Here is a 13,441-nt window from a genome sequence, read left to right as displayed (position 1 = left end):
CCAGGCGCGGCACCCGCCCCCTATACTCGCCTCGGCATCCCGCCGAGGCGTTGTTATTGGAGACCCGTCCTATGCCCAGCCCTAAGCCCAGCCCGAAGTCCAGTCCTAAGCCCAGCCCCATGCTCCGACTCCAGGCCCTGGCCCTCGGGCTCTTCGCCTTGTTGCTGGCGGGCTGCACCAGCCCCCACTACCTGCAGGTGGACCCCCGGGTCAGCGCCGAGCTGCCGCGCAGCGGCCAGGGCCAGGCGGTGGCGGTGCATGTGGTGGACGGCCGCGACAGCGAGGTGCTGGGTACCCGCAGCGGCGCCGAGATGTCCGCCGCCACCATTACCGTGCATGCCCACGAGCTGGTGCCCAAGCTCCAGGCCCAGGCCGAGGAGGCGGTGCGCCAGATGGGCTTCAGCCCCACGCGCCAGGTCGATGGCACCCCGCGGCTGACCCTCACCCTGATGCGCCTGGACTATGCCCGTGGCGACGGCGTGCCGGTCCTCGGCGAGGCGGTACTGGAGGCGGTCTTCCAGGCCGAGGCGGTCAACGCCGGCACCACCTATACCGGCACCTATACCTCGCGACGTACCCAGAGCTATGCCCTGCGCCCCAGCCGCGAGGCCAATACCCAGATGGTCAACGAACTGCTCAGCGACGGCCTCAACCGCAGCTTCCGGGACCCGGAGCTGGGTGCCCTGCTGGCCCGCTGATCACCTGCGCTAACACCACCATAAAAACGCCAAGGGGCGCCTATGAAGGCGCCCCTTGGCGTTGGTGCATTGAGCAAGGCTCAAGCCTGGCGAAGGGCCTGGAGCTCCTGACGCAGGGCCTCGGCCTCCTCGGTCAGGCGCGCATTGGCGCGCATATCGCCATTTCGGGAAGCCTCCATGGCCTCGGTCAGCTTGCGCTCATAGGCCCGGAGCAAGCGCTTACTGGGGTCTCGCTTGAAGAGTCCGAACATGGTGGTATCTCCCGAGTCATCGATTCTTGTACAAGATAAGGCAAAATCCTGTACAAGAAAAGTCGACTCGGGGATATTTGTACAAGGCTTGTCTCACCAGGGCGGTCAATAAGGCCCTCTGCGCTTCAGCGACCAGACGCTCTCGCGGAAGCCATTGGCCTCCGGCTCGGCATCGTCCAGGTGCCGCAGCTCGAAGTTGGCGCCGAACAGGCGCTCCACCTCCTCGGCCTCGACGCTGAAGGGCGGCCCAGCCCGGTCCGGGCGAGTCAGGCTGACCAGCAGTCCCCGGCTACCCGGCGACATCAGTTGGGCAAGATGGAAGGCATAGCGCTGGCGGGTCGCCTCCGGCAGGGCGATCAGGGCGGCGCGATCATAGAAGGCGCCCACCTCCGCGGCCTGGGGCAGATGAAAGTGGAAGAAGTCGCCACACCAGAGCTCCACGCTGCCCTGGCGAGTGACCTCGAAATCACCCTGGCGATAGCGGGACGCCGGCCCCTCGCCCTCGGCCACGAACTGGCCGATTGCCTCGCTGGCCAGCTCGATGCCCAGCACCGGATGCCCCTGCTCGGCCAGCCAGCGCATGTCCAGGCTCTTGCCACACAGCGGCACCAGCACCTTGGTGGCCGCGGGTACGCCGAGCCTCGGCCAGTAACGCACCAGCGCCGGATGCGCCGCCTCGCGGTGAAAGCCGATCCGACCTTCCCGCCAGCGCGCCAACCATTCGTTTTCCTGAACGCTATCCATTGGTCCTCAACCTCTTTGAATCTCTGGTCAAACTAGCGAAACCAGAGTCACGGAGGGGCGCTGGGAGCAGGCCTTAGCGAAGCGTCTTTTTCCAGGGGTGAGGAGGATTCCTCCGAACGGGTAGGCCATGGATGGCCTACCCCGGCCCTGCAAGCGAAGCAGGATTGCGTAGCTTCGCAGGAAAAAGTCGAGCGCCCAGGGAGGGGTTCACAGCGTCTTCGCGTGGGTCCGGCCTTCCGGGCCTGTCCCAGGGTAGCCCCGGTTCTCTAGTAGCCCAGTACCTGACACTTAGAACCAGCGATCGCGCTTCTTGCGACGCCGCGGCAGATGGGGAACGATCAGCCCCACCAGCAGGCCGGCACCGGCCACCCCACCCCCGTAAAGGAAATAGCGCAGCAGCAGATCCTCCTCCTGGGTATCCAGGCGCGCCTGCAGTTCGCGCACCCGGCGCTGGGCCTCGGTCACCTGGCCATCCAACTGGTGGTTGCGCCCTTCCAGCTCGGCGATCCGCGCCTCGCGCACCTCCAGGGTCTCGGTCATCCCGGAGACTCGCCGCTCCCACTGCTCGTTGATGCCATCGAGCTCCGCGGTCAGCTCGTCCACGCGGCTCTCCAGCGCCGGCAGGCGAACCCGGTCGCTGGGCGACTCCTGCAGCTCGCTGGTCAACACCCAGACCGCATTGCCATTGGCGTTGATCACCCGGGTGTAATTGCCGCTGCTCTCCAGGGCACGCACCGGTTCACCGGCGGTGAGGGTGCCGACGATGCGGTAGCCATCGGTGGGCCCGCTGCGCACGAAGGTGCTGAGTTCATCGGTGACCCAGTGGGTCGGATCTTCTACGGCCTGCACCTGACTGGAGAGGCTCAGGCCTCCCAGCACCAGGCCCATGATCAAGGGGTTGAATTGTTTCATAGCTCTGCCGTCGTGATGGGCTCGGGTAGCACAGCGGCCCCGCCCCAGGCGATCTTCGACAGGCTCGGCGACTCCCTCGCCGAGCCTGTCCCACTCGGATTGCCATCCACAGCTTCTGTGGATAAGTCTTGGGAAAACCCTTCGCGAAGAGTTCGTATCCGGCATCGGCGCTGCGATCCCTACAAATCGATCACTTTTTGACCGAAGGCGGGGCCTTACTCCTCACCGCGGGGTGGCCAGCTCATGGGGCGCGGAAACTCCGCCACCTTGCCTTCGGCCTTGACCGCCTTGGCCACGCCCCCGCGCTCCACTTCATCGATACGTACGATGGAATTCAAGGGGATATAGCTACGATTGACTCCCTCGAAGGTGCGCCGCAGCTTGTCGCTGGAGGGATCCACCACCAGCTTGGAGGCATCCTCGAAGACCAGCTCCTCCACCTCGATAAAGCCCCACAGCTCGCTCTGGAAGATCTCCCGTGCGTAGAGCTCCCAGACCTCACCCTGATTATGGAATACCACGCGATAGATCGGCTTTGACGCCATAGTGACTCTGTTCGACCTCAGTTGACCGCCTCGCCGGTGGACAGACACGCCCGCCGGACCGTGACCGGCAAGAATATCATAGCCACGCCCGCATCGAACCCGGCACGAACGGGGCTGACCTCGTCGCCATGCCGAGGGGCGCTGGCTCCTGCCCGAACGGGTGCGTATAATCGGCGCCCAGACAATCACGCTAGGCCGCAAGGCCCCTCCTGTTATAGACCCCAAACCGGTGACGGAAACGTCGGGCCACGTGCCGCGACCCTGATTCTTATGGCGAAGAAACTCTTCATCAAGACCCACGGCTGCCAGATGAACGAGTATGACTCCGCGCGCATGGCGGATCTGCTCGGCGAGTCGCACGACCTGGAACTGACCGACGACGAGACCCAGGCAGACGTGATCCTGCTCAACACCTGCTCGATCCGCGAAAAGGCCCAGGAGAAGGTCTTCCATCAACTGGGGCGCTGGAAGAAGCTCAAGGAGAGCAACCCGGAGCTGGTGATCGGCGTCGGTGGCTGTGTGGCCAGCCAGGAGGGCGAGGCGCTGCGCAAGCGGGCCCCCCATGTGGACATGGTCTTCGGCCCCCAGACCCTGCACCGGGTCCCGGCGATGCTCGACTCCCGCCGACAGAACCAGATCTCGGTGGTGGACGTCACCTTCCCGGAGATCGAGAAATTCGATCACCTGCCCAAGCCCAGCTCCGACGGCGCCACCGCCTTCGTCTCGGTGATGGAAGGCTGCTCCAAGTACTGCACCTTCTGCGTGGTGCCCTACACCCGTGGCGAGGAGGTCTCGCGCCCCTTCGAGGCGGTGATGGACGAGGTGATCCACCTGGCCGACCAGGGCGTGCGCGAGATCAACCTGCTGGGCCAGAACGTCAACGCCTACCGGGGCGAGAACCAGCTCGGCGACGAGATCGACCTGGCCGAGCTGATCGCCTGCGTGGCGGCGGTGGAAGGCATCGACCGCATCCGCTTCACCACCTCCCACCCGGTGGAATTCTCCGACAGCCTGATCGAGGCCTACGGCGAGATCCCCGAGCTGGTCAGCCACCTGCACCTGCCGGTGCAGTCCGGCTCCGACCGCATCCTGGCGGCCATGAAGCGCGGCCACGGCGTGGAGGAGTACGTGGAGAAGATGGAGCGGATCCGCGACCTGCGCCCGGACATCAGCTTCTCCTCGGACTTCATCATCGGCTTCCCCGGCGAGAGCGACGACGACTTCGAGGCCACCATGGACCTGATCCATCGCATCGGCTTCGATCACTCCTTCAGCTTCGTCTACTCGGCGCGCCCCGGCACCCCGGCGGCCAGCCTCGACGACGACACGCCGGAGAGCGTCAAGAAGCAGCGCCTGGCGATCCTCCAGGAGCGCATCAACCAGCAGGCGATGCAGATCAGCCGGCGCATGGTGGGCAGCACCCAGCGCATCCTGGTCACCGGTTTCTCGCCCAAGGACCCGGGCCAGCTCTCCGGGCGCACCGAGAACAACCGGGTGGTCAACTTCCGCGCCGCCAACCCCATGGAACTGATCGGCTACTTCGTCGACGTGGAGATCACCGAGGCACTGCCCAACTCCCTGCGTGGCGAGCTGGCCTCCCCGGCGCGCTACTGACCGCCCCGGCGGCGTCTTGCGGCCCCACTGCGGAGCCCGACTCCAGGGCCGCACCCAGGCATTGCCCCGGCACCGTCCGGGGCTTTAAGCTCATCGCATTCCCCCTGCCAAGGACCCTCTGCTCTTGAGCCAACACAGTTCCCAGGCCAATCGCATCATCACCCTCAACCTCGAGCCCAACGACCCGCTGCGCCTGGCCAATCTCTGCGGCCAGCGCGACGAGCACCTCAAGCTGGTGGAATCCCGCCTCGGGGTGACCCTGCGCAACCGCGGCAACACCTTCCAGCTGGCCGGCCCCGGCGCCCGGGTCAAGGCCGCCGCCAATGTGCTCGAGCACCTCTACCGGGAGGCCGAGGTCGACGAGCTGTCGCCGGACACCGTGCACCTCTTCCTGCAGGAGTCGGGCCTCGAGGCCCTGGAAGAGGACGAAGGGAGCCTGGACGACCAGGAGGTGCTGCTGCGCACCCCCAAGGTGGTGATCAAGCCCCGCGGCCAGAACCAGCAGGGCTATGTGTCGAGCATCCGCAACCACGATATCAACTTCGGTATCGGCCCGGCCGGGACCGGCAAGACCTACCTGGCGGTGGCCGCGGCGGTGGAGGCCCTCAACCAGCAGCAGGTGCGGCGCATCCTGCTGGTACGCCCGGCGGTAGAGGCCGGCGAAAAGCTCGGCTTCCTGCCCGGCGACCTGGCCCAGAAGATCGACCCCTACCTGCGCCCGCTCTATGACGCCCTCTACGAGATGCTCGGCTTCGAGCAGGTAGGCAAGCTGATCGAGCGCCAGATCATCGAGATCGCGCCACTCGCCTACATGCGCGGCCGTACCCTCAACAATTCCTTCATCATCCTCGACGAGAGCCAGAACACCACCCGCGAGCAGATGAAGATGTTCCTGACCCGGATCGGCTTCGGCTCCACCGCGGTGATCACCGGCGACGTGACCCAGGTGGACCTGCCCCGGGGCCAGAGCTCGGGGCTGATCCAGGTCCTCGAGGTGCTCAAGGGCACCGCCGGTATCGGCGTGACCCACTTCGCCGCCAAGGACGTGGTGCGCCACCCCATGGTGCAGCGGATCATCGAGGCCTATGACCGCTTCGAGGCGGAGCAGGAGGCCGAGGAGCGCGCCCGCAAGGAGGCCCGCCGCGAGGCCCGGGAGCGCCAGCAGGCCGGCCAGGCCAGTGACAAGGCCGGGGATGCCGACCAATGAGCGAGATCGACCGCCAGGTGGCCGTGACCGACGCCGACGCCCGGGCCAGCCTGCCCGATGAGGGTCAATTGGCCGCCTGGGTCGGCGCCGTGCTGGCCCATTTCCCCGAGGCCGCCGATCACGAACTGACGGTGCGCTTCGTCGATGGCGAGGAGAGCCAGGCCCTCAACCGCGACTACCGCGGCAAGGACACGCCGACCAATGTGCTCTCCTTCCCCTTCGAGAGCCCGCCGGGGGTCAGCCTGCCGCTGCTCGGCGACCTGGTGATCTGCCATGCGGTGGTGGCCCGCGAGGCCGACGAGCAGGACAAGCCGCTGGTGGCTCACTACGCTCATATGGTGGTGCACGGCACCTTGCATCTGCTGGGCCATGACCACATAGAGGATGACGAGGCCGAACGCATGGAAGCCCTGGAGGTGACCCTCCTCGCCGAGCTGGGCTTCCCGGACCCCTACACGGCATCCGACCCGGCGCCCGGCGCGCCTTCTATCGAGGACACGAGACCCGACGCATGAGCGAAGACCGATCGAGTAGCCAGGGCAACAAGTCCTGGCTCGATAAGTTGTTCAGCGCCTTTTCCCCCGATAACGACGAGCCCAGTTCCCGGGACGAGCTGCTGCTCTTCCTGCGCGAAGCCGGCTCCCGCCTGCGCCTGGAGCAGGATGCCCTGACCATCATCGAGGGCGCCCTGCAGATCAATGACCAGCAGGTCCGCGAGGTCCTGATCCCCCGCTCCCAGGTCACCGCCATCGCCATCGACCAGCCCCTGGAGGATTACCTGCCGGTGATCCTCGAAACCGGTCACTCCCGCTATCCGGTGGTGGGCGAGAACCTCGACGAGGTGCTCGGTATCCTGCTGGTCAAGGACCTGCTGCCGCTGCTGTGCCGCACCTCGGAGGAGCGCGACGGCCTCGACCTGCGCCAGGTGCTGCGCCCGGCGATGTTCGTGCCGGAGTCCAAGCGACTCAACAGCCTGCTCAAGGAGTTCCGCGACACCCACAACCATATGGCGGTGGTGGTGGACGAATACGGCGGCACCGCAGGCATCGTGACCATCGAGGACATCCTCGAGCAGATCGTCGGCGATATCGAGGACGAGCACGATATCGACGAGGAGGAGGATATTCGCGAGCTGGGCGAGGGGCGCTTCGCCATCCGCGCCCTGACCCCCATCGAGGACTTCAACGAGCGCTTCGAGACCCGCTTCCCCGACGAGGAATTCGATACCCTGGGGGGCCTGGTGATGCAGCGCTTCGGCCACCTGCCCCGGCGCGGCGAGTTCACCGACCTGGGCGGCTGGCGCTTCACCGTGCTCAACGCGGACAATCGCCGCATCCGCCTGCTTCAGGCGGAACCCTGCGAGGCCGAGGACGACTGACCCGGCGCCACCAAGGAATCATCTTCGACAAGGAACGCATCGATGAGCGAGTTGCGCCTGCTCCCCTGGCACGCCTATCTGCTGGCCCTGCTGGCCGGGGGCCTGACCACCCTCACCGCCTCCCCCTTCGAGCTCTGGTGGCTGGGCCCGGTGGCCGCCGGCCTGATGTACCTGGGCATCCATGCCCTGACCCCGGGCCAGGCGGCCATGAAGGGCTGGTGCTATGGCCTCGGCCTGTTCGGCAGCGGCGCCTCCTGGGTCTATGTGTCGATCCACGACTACGGCTACACCGGGGTGCCCCTGGCGCTCTTCCTGACCGGCCTCTTCGTCACCGGCCTGGCGCTCTTCCACGCCGTCACCTTCTGGCTCTACCGGCGCCTGACCGGGCCACGGCTCGCCGCCTTCGGCTTCGCCGGCGCCTGGGTGCTGGGCGAGGTGCTGCGCACCTACGCCTTCACCGGCTTCCCCTGGCTGTTGCTGGGAAGTGCCCAGGTCGACTCGCCCCTGGCCCCCTGGGCCCCCATCGGCGGGGTCTACCTGCTGTCGCTGATCACCGCCCTCACCGGCAGCCTGGGGGTCGAACTGCTGCGCCGGCGCTGGGCCGCCGGGGCCATCGTCGCCGTGCTCTGGCTGGCCGTGCTGGTACTGCCCCGCCAGTGGAGCGAACCGACCGGCGAGCCCCGCCGGGTCGCCCTGCTGCAGGGCAACCTGGATCAGTTGATCAAATGGACCCCGGAGGGCCAGCGGGTGGCGGCCAACACCTATAGCCGCCTGACCCTGGAGCAGGACGACGACATCGACTTGATCGTCTGGCCCGAGGCGGCGTTGCCGATGTTCGAGGATCAGGCCCGGCCGATCTTCGAACGGGTGCAGTCCAACCTGGCCCCGAACACCGCCCTGCTCAGCGGCATCCTGCAGCGCGACGCCGACAACCGCTATTACAACGCCGTGGTGGGCCTGGGCGAGGTGGAGGGCGAATACCGCAAGGCGCACCTGGTGCCCTTCGGCGAGTACCTGCCCCTGGAGGGCCTGCTGCGCGGCGCCATCGCCTTCTTCGACCTGCCCATGCCGGCGCTGCACCCGGGCCCCGACCGCCAGGCCCCCATGCGCGCCGCCGGCCTCACCCTGGGCAACGCCATCTGCTACGAGATCATCTACCCCGACCTGGTGGCCAGCCGCGCCCGCGATGCGGACATCCTGCTCACCGTCTCCAATGACACCTGGTTCGGCGCCTCCATCGGCCCCCAGCAGCACCTGCAGATGGCCCGCCTGCGGGCCCTGGAGAACGGCCGCTACGTGATGCGCGCCACCAGCAATGGCATCACCGCCCTGATCGATCCCCAGGGCCGGTTGGTGGATCGGGCCCCCCAGTTCGAGGTGGCCAGCCTGGTGGGCGAGGTGCAGGGCATGCAGGGCCTGACGCCCTTCACCCGCACCGGCAGCTGGCCTGCCTGGCTGCTGGCCGCCCTGCTGGTGCTGCCCGGGCTGCGCCTGGCCCGCCGCGCTTAACCCCACTGCGAAAGATAGATACCGCCACACTCCCGTATCATGTTAGCGTGGTTCTTCCCCTGTGATACGGGTTTGTCGGCGCCAAACTATTGGAATCGTTAAACTCTATACCAACTCCAATAAAGACCAGAATGTCATGATGTCAGCTACCGAGTGTGTCGCCTCTTTGATCGAGAGTTTCCAGAACCGGCGCCCGCTGCGCTCCGGCTCGCTGATTGTCACCCTCTACGGCGACGCCATCGTGCCCCGCGGCGGCACCGTCTGGCTGGGCAGCATCTCCCAGCTGCTGGAGCCCATCGGCATCAACGAGCGCCTGGTGCGCACCTCGGTCTACCGCCTGACCCGGGAGACCTGGCTGCAGGGCGAGAAGACCGGCCGACGCAGCTACTACAGCCTCAGCGGCCCCGGTCGGCGCCGCTTCGAGCAGGCCTTCAAGCGGGTCTACTACGGCAATGGCGAAGCCTGGGACGGCGGCTGGACCCTGGTCTTCCTCAGCCAGCTGGCGACCGCGGAACGCACCAAGGCCAAGGAGGAGCTGGAATGGCTCGGCTTCGGCGCCTTCGCCAATGGCGTGCTCGCCCACCCGCGCATGCACCGCAGCGAGGCCCTGGGCGTGCTCCAGGAGCTGGGCGTGGCGGAAGAGACCATCGTCCTGCATAGCGAGGCCAGCGAACCCCTGGCTCCCAAGGCGCTACGCCTGCAGGTGCGCGAGAGCTGGAACCTGGACCAGCTGGCCGAGAGCTACAGCCGTTTCCTGGCCCAGTTCCGCCCGCTCTGGAAGGCGCTCAGCGAGGGCCACACCCTCGGCGACCAGGACGCCTTTATCGCCCGCACCCTGCTGATCCACGAGTACCGCAAGGTGCAGCTGCGCGACCCCCAGCTCCCCGAGGAGCTGCTGCCCACCGCCTGGGAGGGCCGCAACGCCCGCCAGCTGTGCCGCAACATCTATCGGGAGATCTACCGGGGCGCCGAGCGCTGGCTCGACCGTCACCTGGAGACCGCCGAAGGGCCCCTGCCCGCCCCCGCCGCCAGCTTCTACCAGCGCTTCGGCGGCCTGGACTGACCCTCAAGTCGGATCGAGCCTCCATAAAAAACGCCCGCCGGCATCATCGCCGGCGGGCGTTTTTCGTGCGGGGCCCGGCTTATTTGTGCCGGAAGCTGGGCTTGCGCTTCTCGGCGAAGGCGGTCATGCCCTCCCGGCGATCCTCGAAGGCGAAGGTGCTCTGGAAGGCGCGGCGCTCGAAGGTCAGCCCCGCCTGCAGCGGGCTCTCGAAGGCCTGGTTCACCGACTCGCGAATCAGCCGCACCACCGGCGCCGAGTGTCCGGCGATGGTGGTGGCCAGGGCCAGGGCCTCGGCCTCGAGCTCGCCGGCGGGCACCACCCGGCACACCAGGCCGGCGCGCTCGGCCTCCTCGGCGTCCATCATGCGCCCGGTCAGGCACAATTCCATGGCCTTGGCCTTGCCGATGGCGCGCACCAGGCGCTGGGTGCCGCCGGCGCCGGGCATGGTGCCGATCTTCACCTCGGGCTGGCCGAACTTGGCGCTATCGGCGGCCAGGATCAGGTCGCAGGCCATGGCCATCTCGCAGCCACCGCCCAGGGCGTAACCGGCCACCGCCGCCACCACCGGGGTACGGCAGCGCTCCAGGGCCGCCCAGCCGCCATCCGCGGCGAAGGGGAAGTCCTCGGCCTGCAGGCCGGCCATGTCCCGGTCGAGCATCTCGCCGATATCGGCCCCGGCGGCGAACACCTTGTCGCCCCCGGTCAGCACGATGGCGCCGATCTCGGCATCCGCATCGAAGGCATCCAGGGCCCGACCCAGCTCGGCCACCAGGCCGTTGCACAGGGCGTTATAGGCCTGGGGACGATCCAGGCGGATCACCCCGACCCGCCCCTGGCGGGTCACCTGGAGATAGTCGTAACTCATGCGCTTTCCTCGCTATTTTGACGCTGGCTCTTGGGGGCATGGGTCGTGCCCTTGGGCGCGGTGCTGCCGGCATCGAGACTCGGGCGGTCGGCATCGAGCTCGCTGAGCGGCTCGCAGGCCTCCATCTGCTCCCGGCAGCGCCCCACCAGGCGCTGATACTCCCGGGTGCCCTGCTGCTTCCAGGCCACTTCCTGGTCGCTGAGCTCACGCTTGACCTGGGCCGGGGAGCCCAGCACCAGGGACTGGGGCGGGCATTCGAAGCCGGCCTTGACGAAGGCGGCGGCGGCGACGATGGAGCGCTCGCCGATCACGGCGCCATCCATCACCACGGCGTTCATGCCGACCATGGCGTCACGCTTGATCACGCAGCCATGCAGCACGGCGCCATGGCCGATATGACCGTCCTGCTCCACCTTGGTGACGCAGCCGGGGAAGCCGTGCATCACGCAGGTGTCCTGCAGGTTGGCCCCCTCCTCCAGCACCAGTTGGCCAAAGTCGCCGCGCATCACGGCACCGGGTCCCACATAGCAGTTGGGGCCGACGATGACGTCGCCGATCAGCACCGCGGTGGGGTGAACATAGGCGCTGGGATGCACCACCGGGGTGACTCCCTCGAGGCGATAGCAGGGCATGGTGGGAACTCCTTAGGCTAAAAGCGGGGCTATCGCAGTTTGCAACCTTCCGCTTTGAGGCTCGGGGCTTTCCTGGGGGCAAGGCCCCTCAAGCCAGTCCAACTGCGATAGCCCTGAGGCTAACAGGTCACGTTAGCCCGTCTCGGGACGGGCTAACGCAGGCATCGGTTACCCTCAGGCCTCGGCCGGGGCGTGGCGACGGCTCTGCACCACCACGAAACGCCGGGTCACGAAGGCCTGGTCGCACAGGGAGGCGTTGGCCGCCGGGTTGCCGCCGGTGGCGTGGAAGTCGCTGAAGGCCGCGGACTGGTTGACGAAGACGCCACCGTCCAGGTTCAGCGACAGGGGCGCGGCCACGTCCATGGCCAGCTGCTCGAACTGCTCCGCCACGGTCTCATCGGTGGTGTAGGCGCCGAGGGTGATGGCGCCCTTCTCGGTGATCACTTCCCGGGCCAGCTCGATGCTGTGGGCGGTGCTGTCGGTGGCGATCACGAAGCTGATCGGGCCGAAGCGCTCCTCGCTGAAGGCGTCGCGCTGGCTGGCGTCCACCTTGAGCAGCAGCGGGGTGCGGATGCGCGCCTTGGGGAACTGCGGATGCTCGCGGGCCTCGCTGTCCAGCAGCACCTCGCCCAGCTCGCGGCAGGCCTCGATACGCTCGGCGGTGGCCGGCGCCTGGATGGCGCCCAGCACGGCGCAGGCGCGGTCGTTATCGCCGAGGAACTTCTCCACGGCCTTGGCCAGGGCCCCGGCCACCTGATCGAAGCTCATGTGGCCGTCGGCGGTCTCGATGCCGCCCTTGGGCACGTAGATCGCCTGGGTGGTGGTGCACATCTGGCCGGAGTAGAGGCTCAGGGTGAAGGCCAGGTTGCGGGTCACCGCCTTGAGGTCGGCGACGCTATCGATGATCACGCTGTTGATGCCGGCCTTCTCGGTGAACACCTGGGCCTGGGTGGCGTTCTGCTCGAGCCACTCGCCGAAGGCGTTGGAACCGGTGAAGTCGATCAGCTTGACCGACGGGTTCAGGGCCAGCTCCTTGGTCACCGGTGCCTCGAGGCTGTCCGGGGCCAGGGCCACCAGGGCCGGGTCGAAGCCCGCCTCGCTGAGCACGTCCTGGGCGATCTTGACGGTCATCGCCACCGGCAGGATGGCGCCCGGGTGGGGCTTGATCACCACCGGGTTGCCGGTGGCCAGGCTGGCGAACAGGCCCGGGTAGGTGTTCCAGGTGGGGAAGGTGGAGCAGGCCACCACCAGGGAGATGCCGCGGGGCACGATATGGAAGCGCTTGTTCATCACCAGCGGGCCGTGCTTGCCCTGGGGCTTGACCCACTGGGCGGTCTCCGGCACCTGAGCCATGGCCTGCCAGGCATAGGTGACGGCTTCCAGGCCGCGATCCTGGGCGTGGGGGGCGCCGGCCTGGAAGGCCATCATCGGCGCCTGGCCACTGGTGTGCATCACTGCCTGGCCGATCAGCGGGCTCTGGGCATTGAGGCGCGCCAGGATCTCCAGGCAGACGCCGACCCGCGCCTGGGCACCGGCGTCGCGCCAGGCGGGCATGGCCGCCTGCATGGCATCGATCAGCGCCGCGGTGTCGGGCTGGTCATAGGTGATGCCCAGCTCGAAGCCGTAGGGGGAGACCTCGGCACCGACGCGCTTGGTGGCGCCGGGGCTGGCCAGGGTGAAGTGCTGCTTGCACAGCGCCTCGAAGGCGGCCGGCGCGTTCTTGACGGCTTCCTCGTCGTACTTCTTGAGGCTCTCGGAATAGGGGGTCCAGAACTCGCGGGAGTGGATGGCCTGGACGGCGCCCTCGAGGGTGTCACGGTGGCGCTCGAAGAACTGCTGGGCTTGCTGGGTCATGGGGGACTCCTGACTCAGGGAGGATATTTTGATACGCGATATCTCCAAAGACTATCCATAGCGTAACGAAACATCAATCGCCACGGGCCAATGACGCCCCGTGCGACTCCCCGACCCCGATCGCCACATGACTGTTTTTCCGGGGTTTTACCACCAGATCACTCGTCAG

14 protein-coding genes are annotated in these 13,441 nt (G+C 67.3%); 7 read left to right on the top strand and 7 right to left on the bottom strand.

The genetic code is table 11. The features are described from left to right. Nucleotides 1-119: 119 nt before the first annotated feature. Nucleotides 120-698 carry a YajG family lipoprotein gene (locus IHD13_RS09345; protein ID WP_195860776.1) on the top strand — a complete coding sequence of 193 codons (579 nt, stop codon included), beginning with the start codon at nucleotides 120-122 and terminating at the stop codon, nucleotides 696-698. Between the two features lie 80 nt (nucleotides 699-778). On the opposite strand, the gene IHD13_RS09340 is transcribed toward IHD13_RS09345, so the two are convergent. From IHD13_RS09340 to IHD13_RS09325, 4 genes are all read right to left on the bottom strand, one after another. After that, on the bottom strand, nucleotides 779-949 hold the full coding sequence (locus tag IHD13_RS09340) for a DUF6435 family protein (protein WP_195860775.1): 171 nt from the start codon (nucleotides 947-949) through the stop codon (nucleotides 779-781). Nucleotides 950-1,054: 105 nt separating this feature from the next. Beyond that, complete coding sequence (locus IHD13_RS09335; RefSeq protein ID WP_195860774.1) at nucleotides 1,055-1,693, bottom strand: thiopurine S-methyltransferase; 639 nt, start codon at nucleotides 1,691-1,693, stop codon at nucleotides 1,055-1,057. A gap of 288 nt (nucleotides 1,694-1,981) precedes the next feature. Then, nucleotides 1,982-2,605 (bottom strand): TIGR04211 family SH3 domain-containing protein, encoded by a 624-nt coding sequence (locus IHD13_RS09330; protein ID WP_195860773.1) that lies wholly within the window; start codon nucleotides 2,603-2,605, stop codon nucleotides 1,982-1,984. A 215-nt stretch (nucleotides 2,606-2,820) separates the two neighbouring features. Further along, entirely contained in the window at nucleotides 2,821-3,150 is a 330-nt protein-coding gene (locus IHD13_RS09325; RefSeq protein WP_195860772.1) for a DUF1820 family protein, read from the bottom strand. Nucleotides 3,151-3,420: 270 nt separating this feature from the next. Between IHD13_RS09325 and miaB the strand changes: the two genes are divergently transcribed. The 6 genes from miaB (at nucleotide 3,421) to paaX (ending at nucleotide 9,921) form a co-directional block, all read left to right on the top strand. Beyond that, nucleotides 3,421-4,764 (top strand): tRNA (N6-isopentenyl adenosine(37)-C2)-methylthiotransferase MiaB, encoded by a 1,344-nt coding sequence (gene miaB, locus IHD13_RS09320; protein WP_195860771.1) that lies wholly within the window; start codon nucleotides 3,421-3,423, stop codon nucleotides 4,762-4,764. 124 nt (nucleotides 4,765-4,888) lie between these two features. After that, a complete protein-coding gene (locus tag IHD13_RS09315; protein ID WP_195860770.1) occupies nucleotides 4,889-5,971 on the top strand; it encodes a PhoH family protein in 1,083 nt (360 codons plus the stop codon). Further along, nucleotides 5,968-6,486 carry an rRNA maturation RNase YbeY gene (gene ybeY / locus IHD13_RS09310; RefSeq protein ID WP_195860769.1) on the top strand — a complete coding sequence of 173 codons (519 nt, stop codon included), beginning with the start codon at nucleotides 5,968-5,970 and terminating at the stop codon, nucleotides 6,484-6,486. Before IHD13_RS09315 ends, ybeY begins: the two co-directional genes overlap by 4 nt. Beyond that, entirely contained in the window at nucleotides 6,483-7,349 is an 867-nt protein-coding gene (locus IHD13_RS09305) for an HlyC/CorC family transporter (RefSeq protein ID WP_195860768.1), read from the top strand. Before ybeY ends, IHD13_RS09305 begins: the two co-directional genes overlap by 4 nt. Before the next feature lie 42 nt (nucleotides 7,350-7,391). Further along, nucleotides 7,392-8,858: an apolipoprotein N-acyltransferase gene (gene lnt, locus IHD13_RS09300; protein WP_195860767.1), complete on the top strand. Its 1,467-nt coding sequence runs from the start codon at nucleotides 7,392-7,394 to the stop codon at nucleotides 8,856-8,858. Between the two features lie 136 nt (nucleotides 8,859-8,994). Further along, on the top strand, nucleotides 8,995-9,921 hold the full coding sequence (gene paaX / locus IHD13_RS09295) for a phenylacetic acid degradation operon negative regulatory protein PaaX (RefSeq protein ID WP_195860766.1): 927 nt from the start codon (nucleotides 8,995-8,997) through the stop codon (nucleotides 9,919-9,921). A gap of 79 nt (nucleotides 9,922-10,000) precedes the next feature. On the opposite strand, the gene IHD13_RS09290 is transcribed toward paaX, so the two are convergent. From IHD13_RS09290 to paaN, 3 genes are all read right to left on the bottom strand, one after another. Next, nucleotides 10,001-10,786 (bottom strand): enoyl-CoA hydratase-related protein, encoded by a 786-nt coding sequence (locus IHD13_RS09290; protein ID WP_195860765.1) that lies wholly within the window; start codon nucleotides 10,784-10,786, stop codon nucleotides 10,001-10,003. Next, nucleotides 10,783-11,418: a phenylacetic acid degradation protein PaaY gene (paaY, locus tag IHD13_RS09285; RefSeq protein WP_195860764.1), complete on the bottom strand. Its 636-nt coding sequence runs from the start codon at nucleotides 11,416-11,418 to the stop codon at nucleotides 10,783-10,785. Before paaY ends, IHD13_RS09290 begins: the two co-directional genes overlap by 4 nt. Before the next feature lie 174 nt (nucleotides 11,419-11,592). Continuing rightward, on the bottom strand, nucleotides 11,593-13,272 hold the full coding sequence (gene paaN, locus IHD13_RS09280; protein WP_195860763.1) for a phenylacetic acid degradation protein PaaN: 1,680 nt from the start codon (nucleotides 13,270-13,272) through the stop codon (nucleotides 11,593-11,595). Nucleotides 13,273-13,441 lie beyond the last annotated feature (169 nt).

Source organism: Halomonas sp. 328 (assembly GCF_015645095.1).
GTDB lineage: Bacteria > Pseudomonadota > Gammaproteobacteria > Pseudomonadales > Halomonadaceae > Bisbaumannia.
Note: the sequence above shows the minus strand (reverse complement) of the source record. Positions and strands in the feature narration are given on the sequence as shown.

Coding starts and splice junctions, on each gene's coding strand:
- IHD13_RS09335 (WP_195860774.1), bottom strand. CDS start 1,693: ATGGATAGCGTTCAGGAAAACGAATGGTTGGCGCGCTGGCGGGAAGGT.
- paaY (WP_195860764.1), bottom strand. CDS start 11,418: ATGCCCTGCTATCGCCTCGAGGGAGTCACCCCGGTGGTGCATCCCAGC.
- lnt (WP_195860767.1), top strand. CDS start 7,392: ATGAGCGAGTTGCGCCTGCTCCCCTGGCACGCCTATCTGCTGGCCCTG.
- ybeY (WP_195860769.1), top strand. CDS start 5,968: ATGAGCGAGATCGACCGCCAGGTGGCCGTGACCGACGCCGACGCCCGG.
- paaX (WP_195860766.1), top strand. CDS start 8,995: ATGATGTCAGCTACCGAGTGTGTCGCCTCTTTGATCGAGAGTTTCCAG.
- IHD13_RS09340 (WP_195860775.1), bottom strand. CDS start 949: ATGTTCGGACTCTTCAAGCGAGACCCCAGTAAGCGCTTGCTCCGGGCC.
- IHD13_RS09345 (WP_195860776.1), top strand. CDS start 120: ATGCTCCGACTCCAGGCCCTGGCCCTCGGGCTCTTCGCCTTGTTGCTG.
- IHD13_RS09330 (WP_195860773.1), bottom strand. CDS start 2,605: ATGAAACAATTCAACCCCTTGATCATGGGCCTGGTGCTGGGAGGCCTG.
- IHD13_RS09305 (WP_195860768.1), top strand. CDS start 6,483: ATGAGCGAAGACCGATCGAGTAGCCAGGGCAACAAGTCCTGGCTCGAT.
- IHD13_RS09325 (WP_195860772.1), bottom strand. CDS start 3,150: ATGGCGTCAAAGCCGATCTATCGCGTGGTATTCCATAATCAGGGTGAG.
- paaN (WP_195860763.1), bottom strand. CDS start 13,272: ATGACCCAGCAAGCCCAGCAGTTCTTCGAGCGCCACCGTGACACCCTC.
- miaB (WP_195860771.1), top strand. CDS start 3,421: ATGGCGAAGAAACTCTTCATCAAGACCCACGGCTGCCAGATGAACGAG.
- IHD13_RS09290 (WP_195860765.1), bottom strand. CDS start 10,786: ATGAGTTACGACTATCTCCAGGTGACCCGCCAGGGGCGGGTCGGGGTG.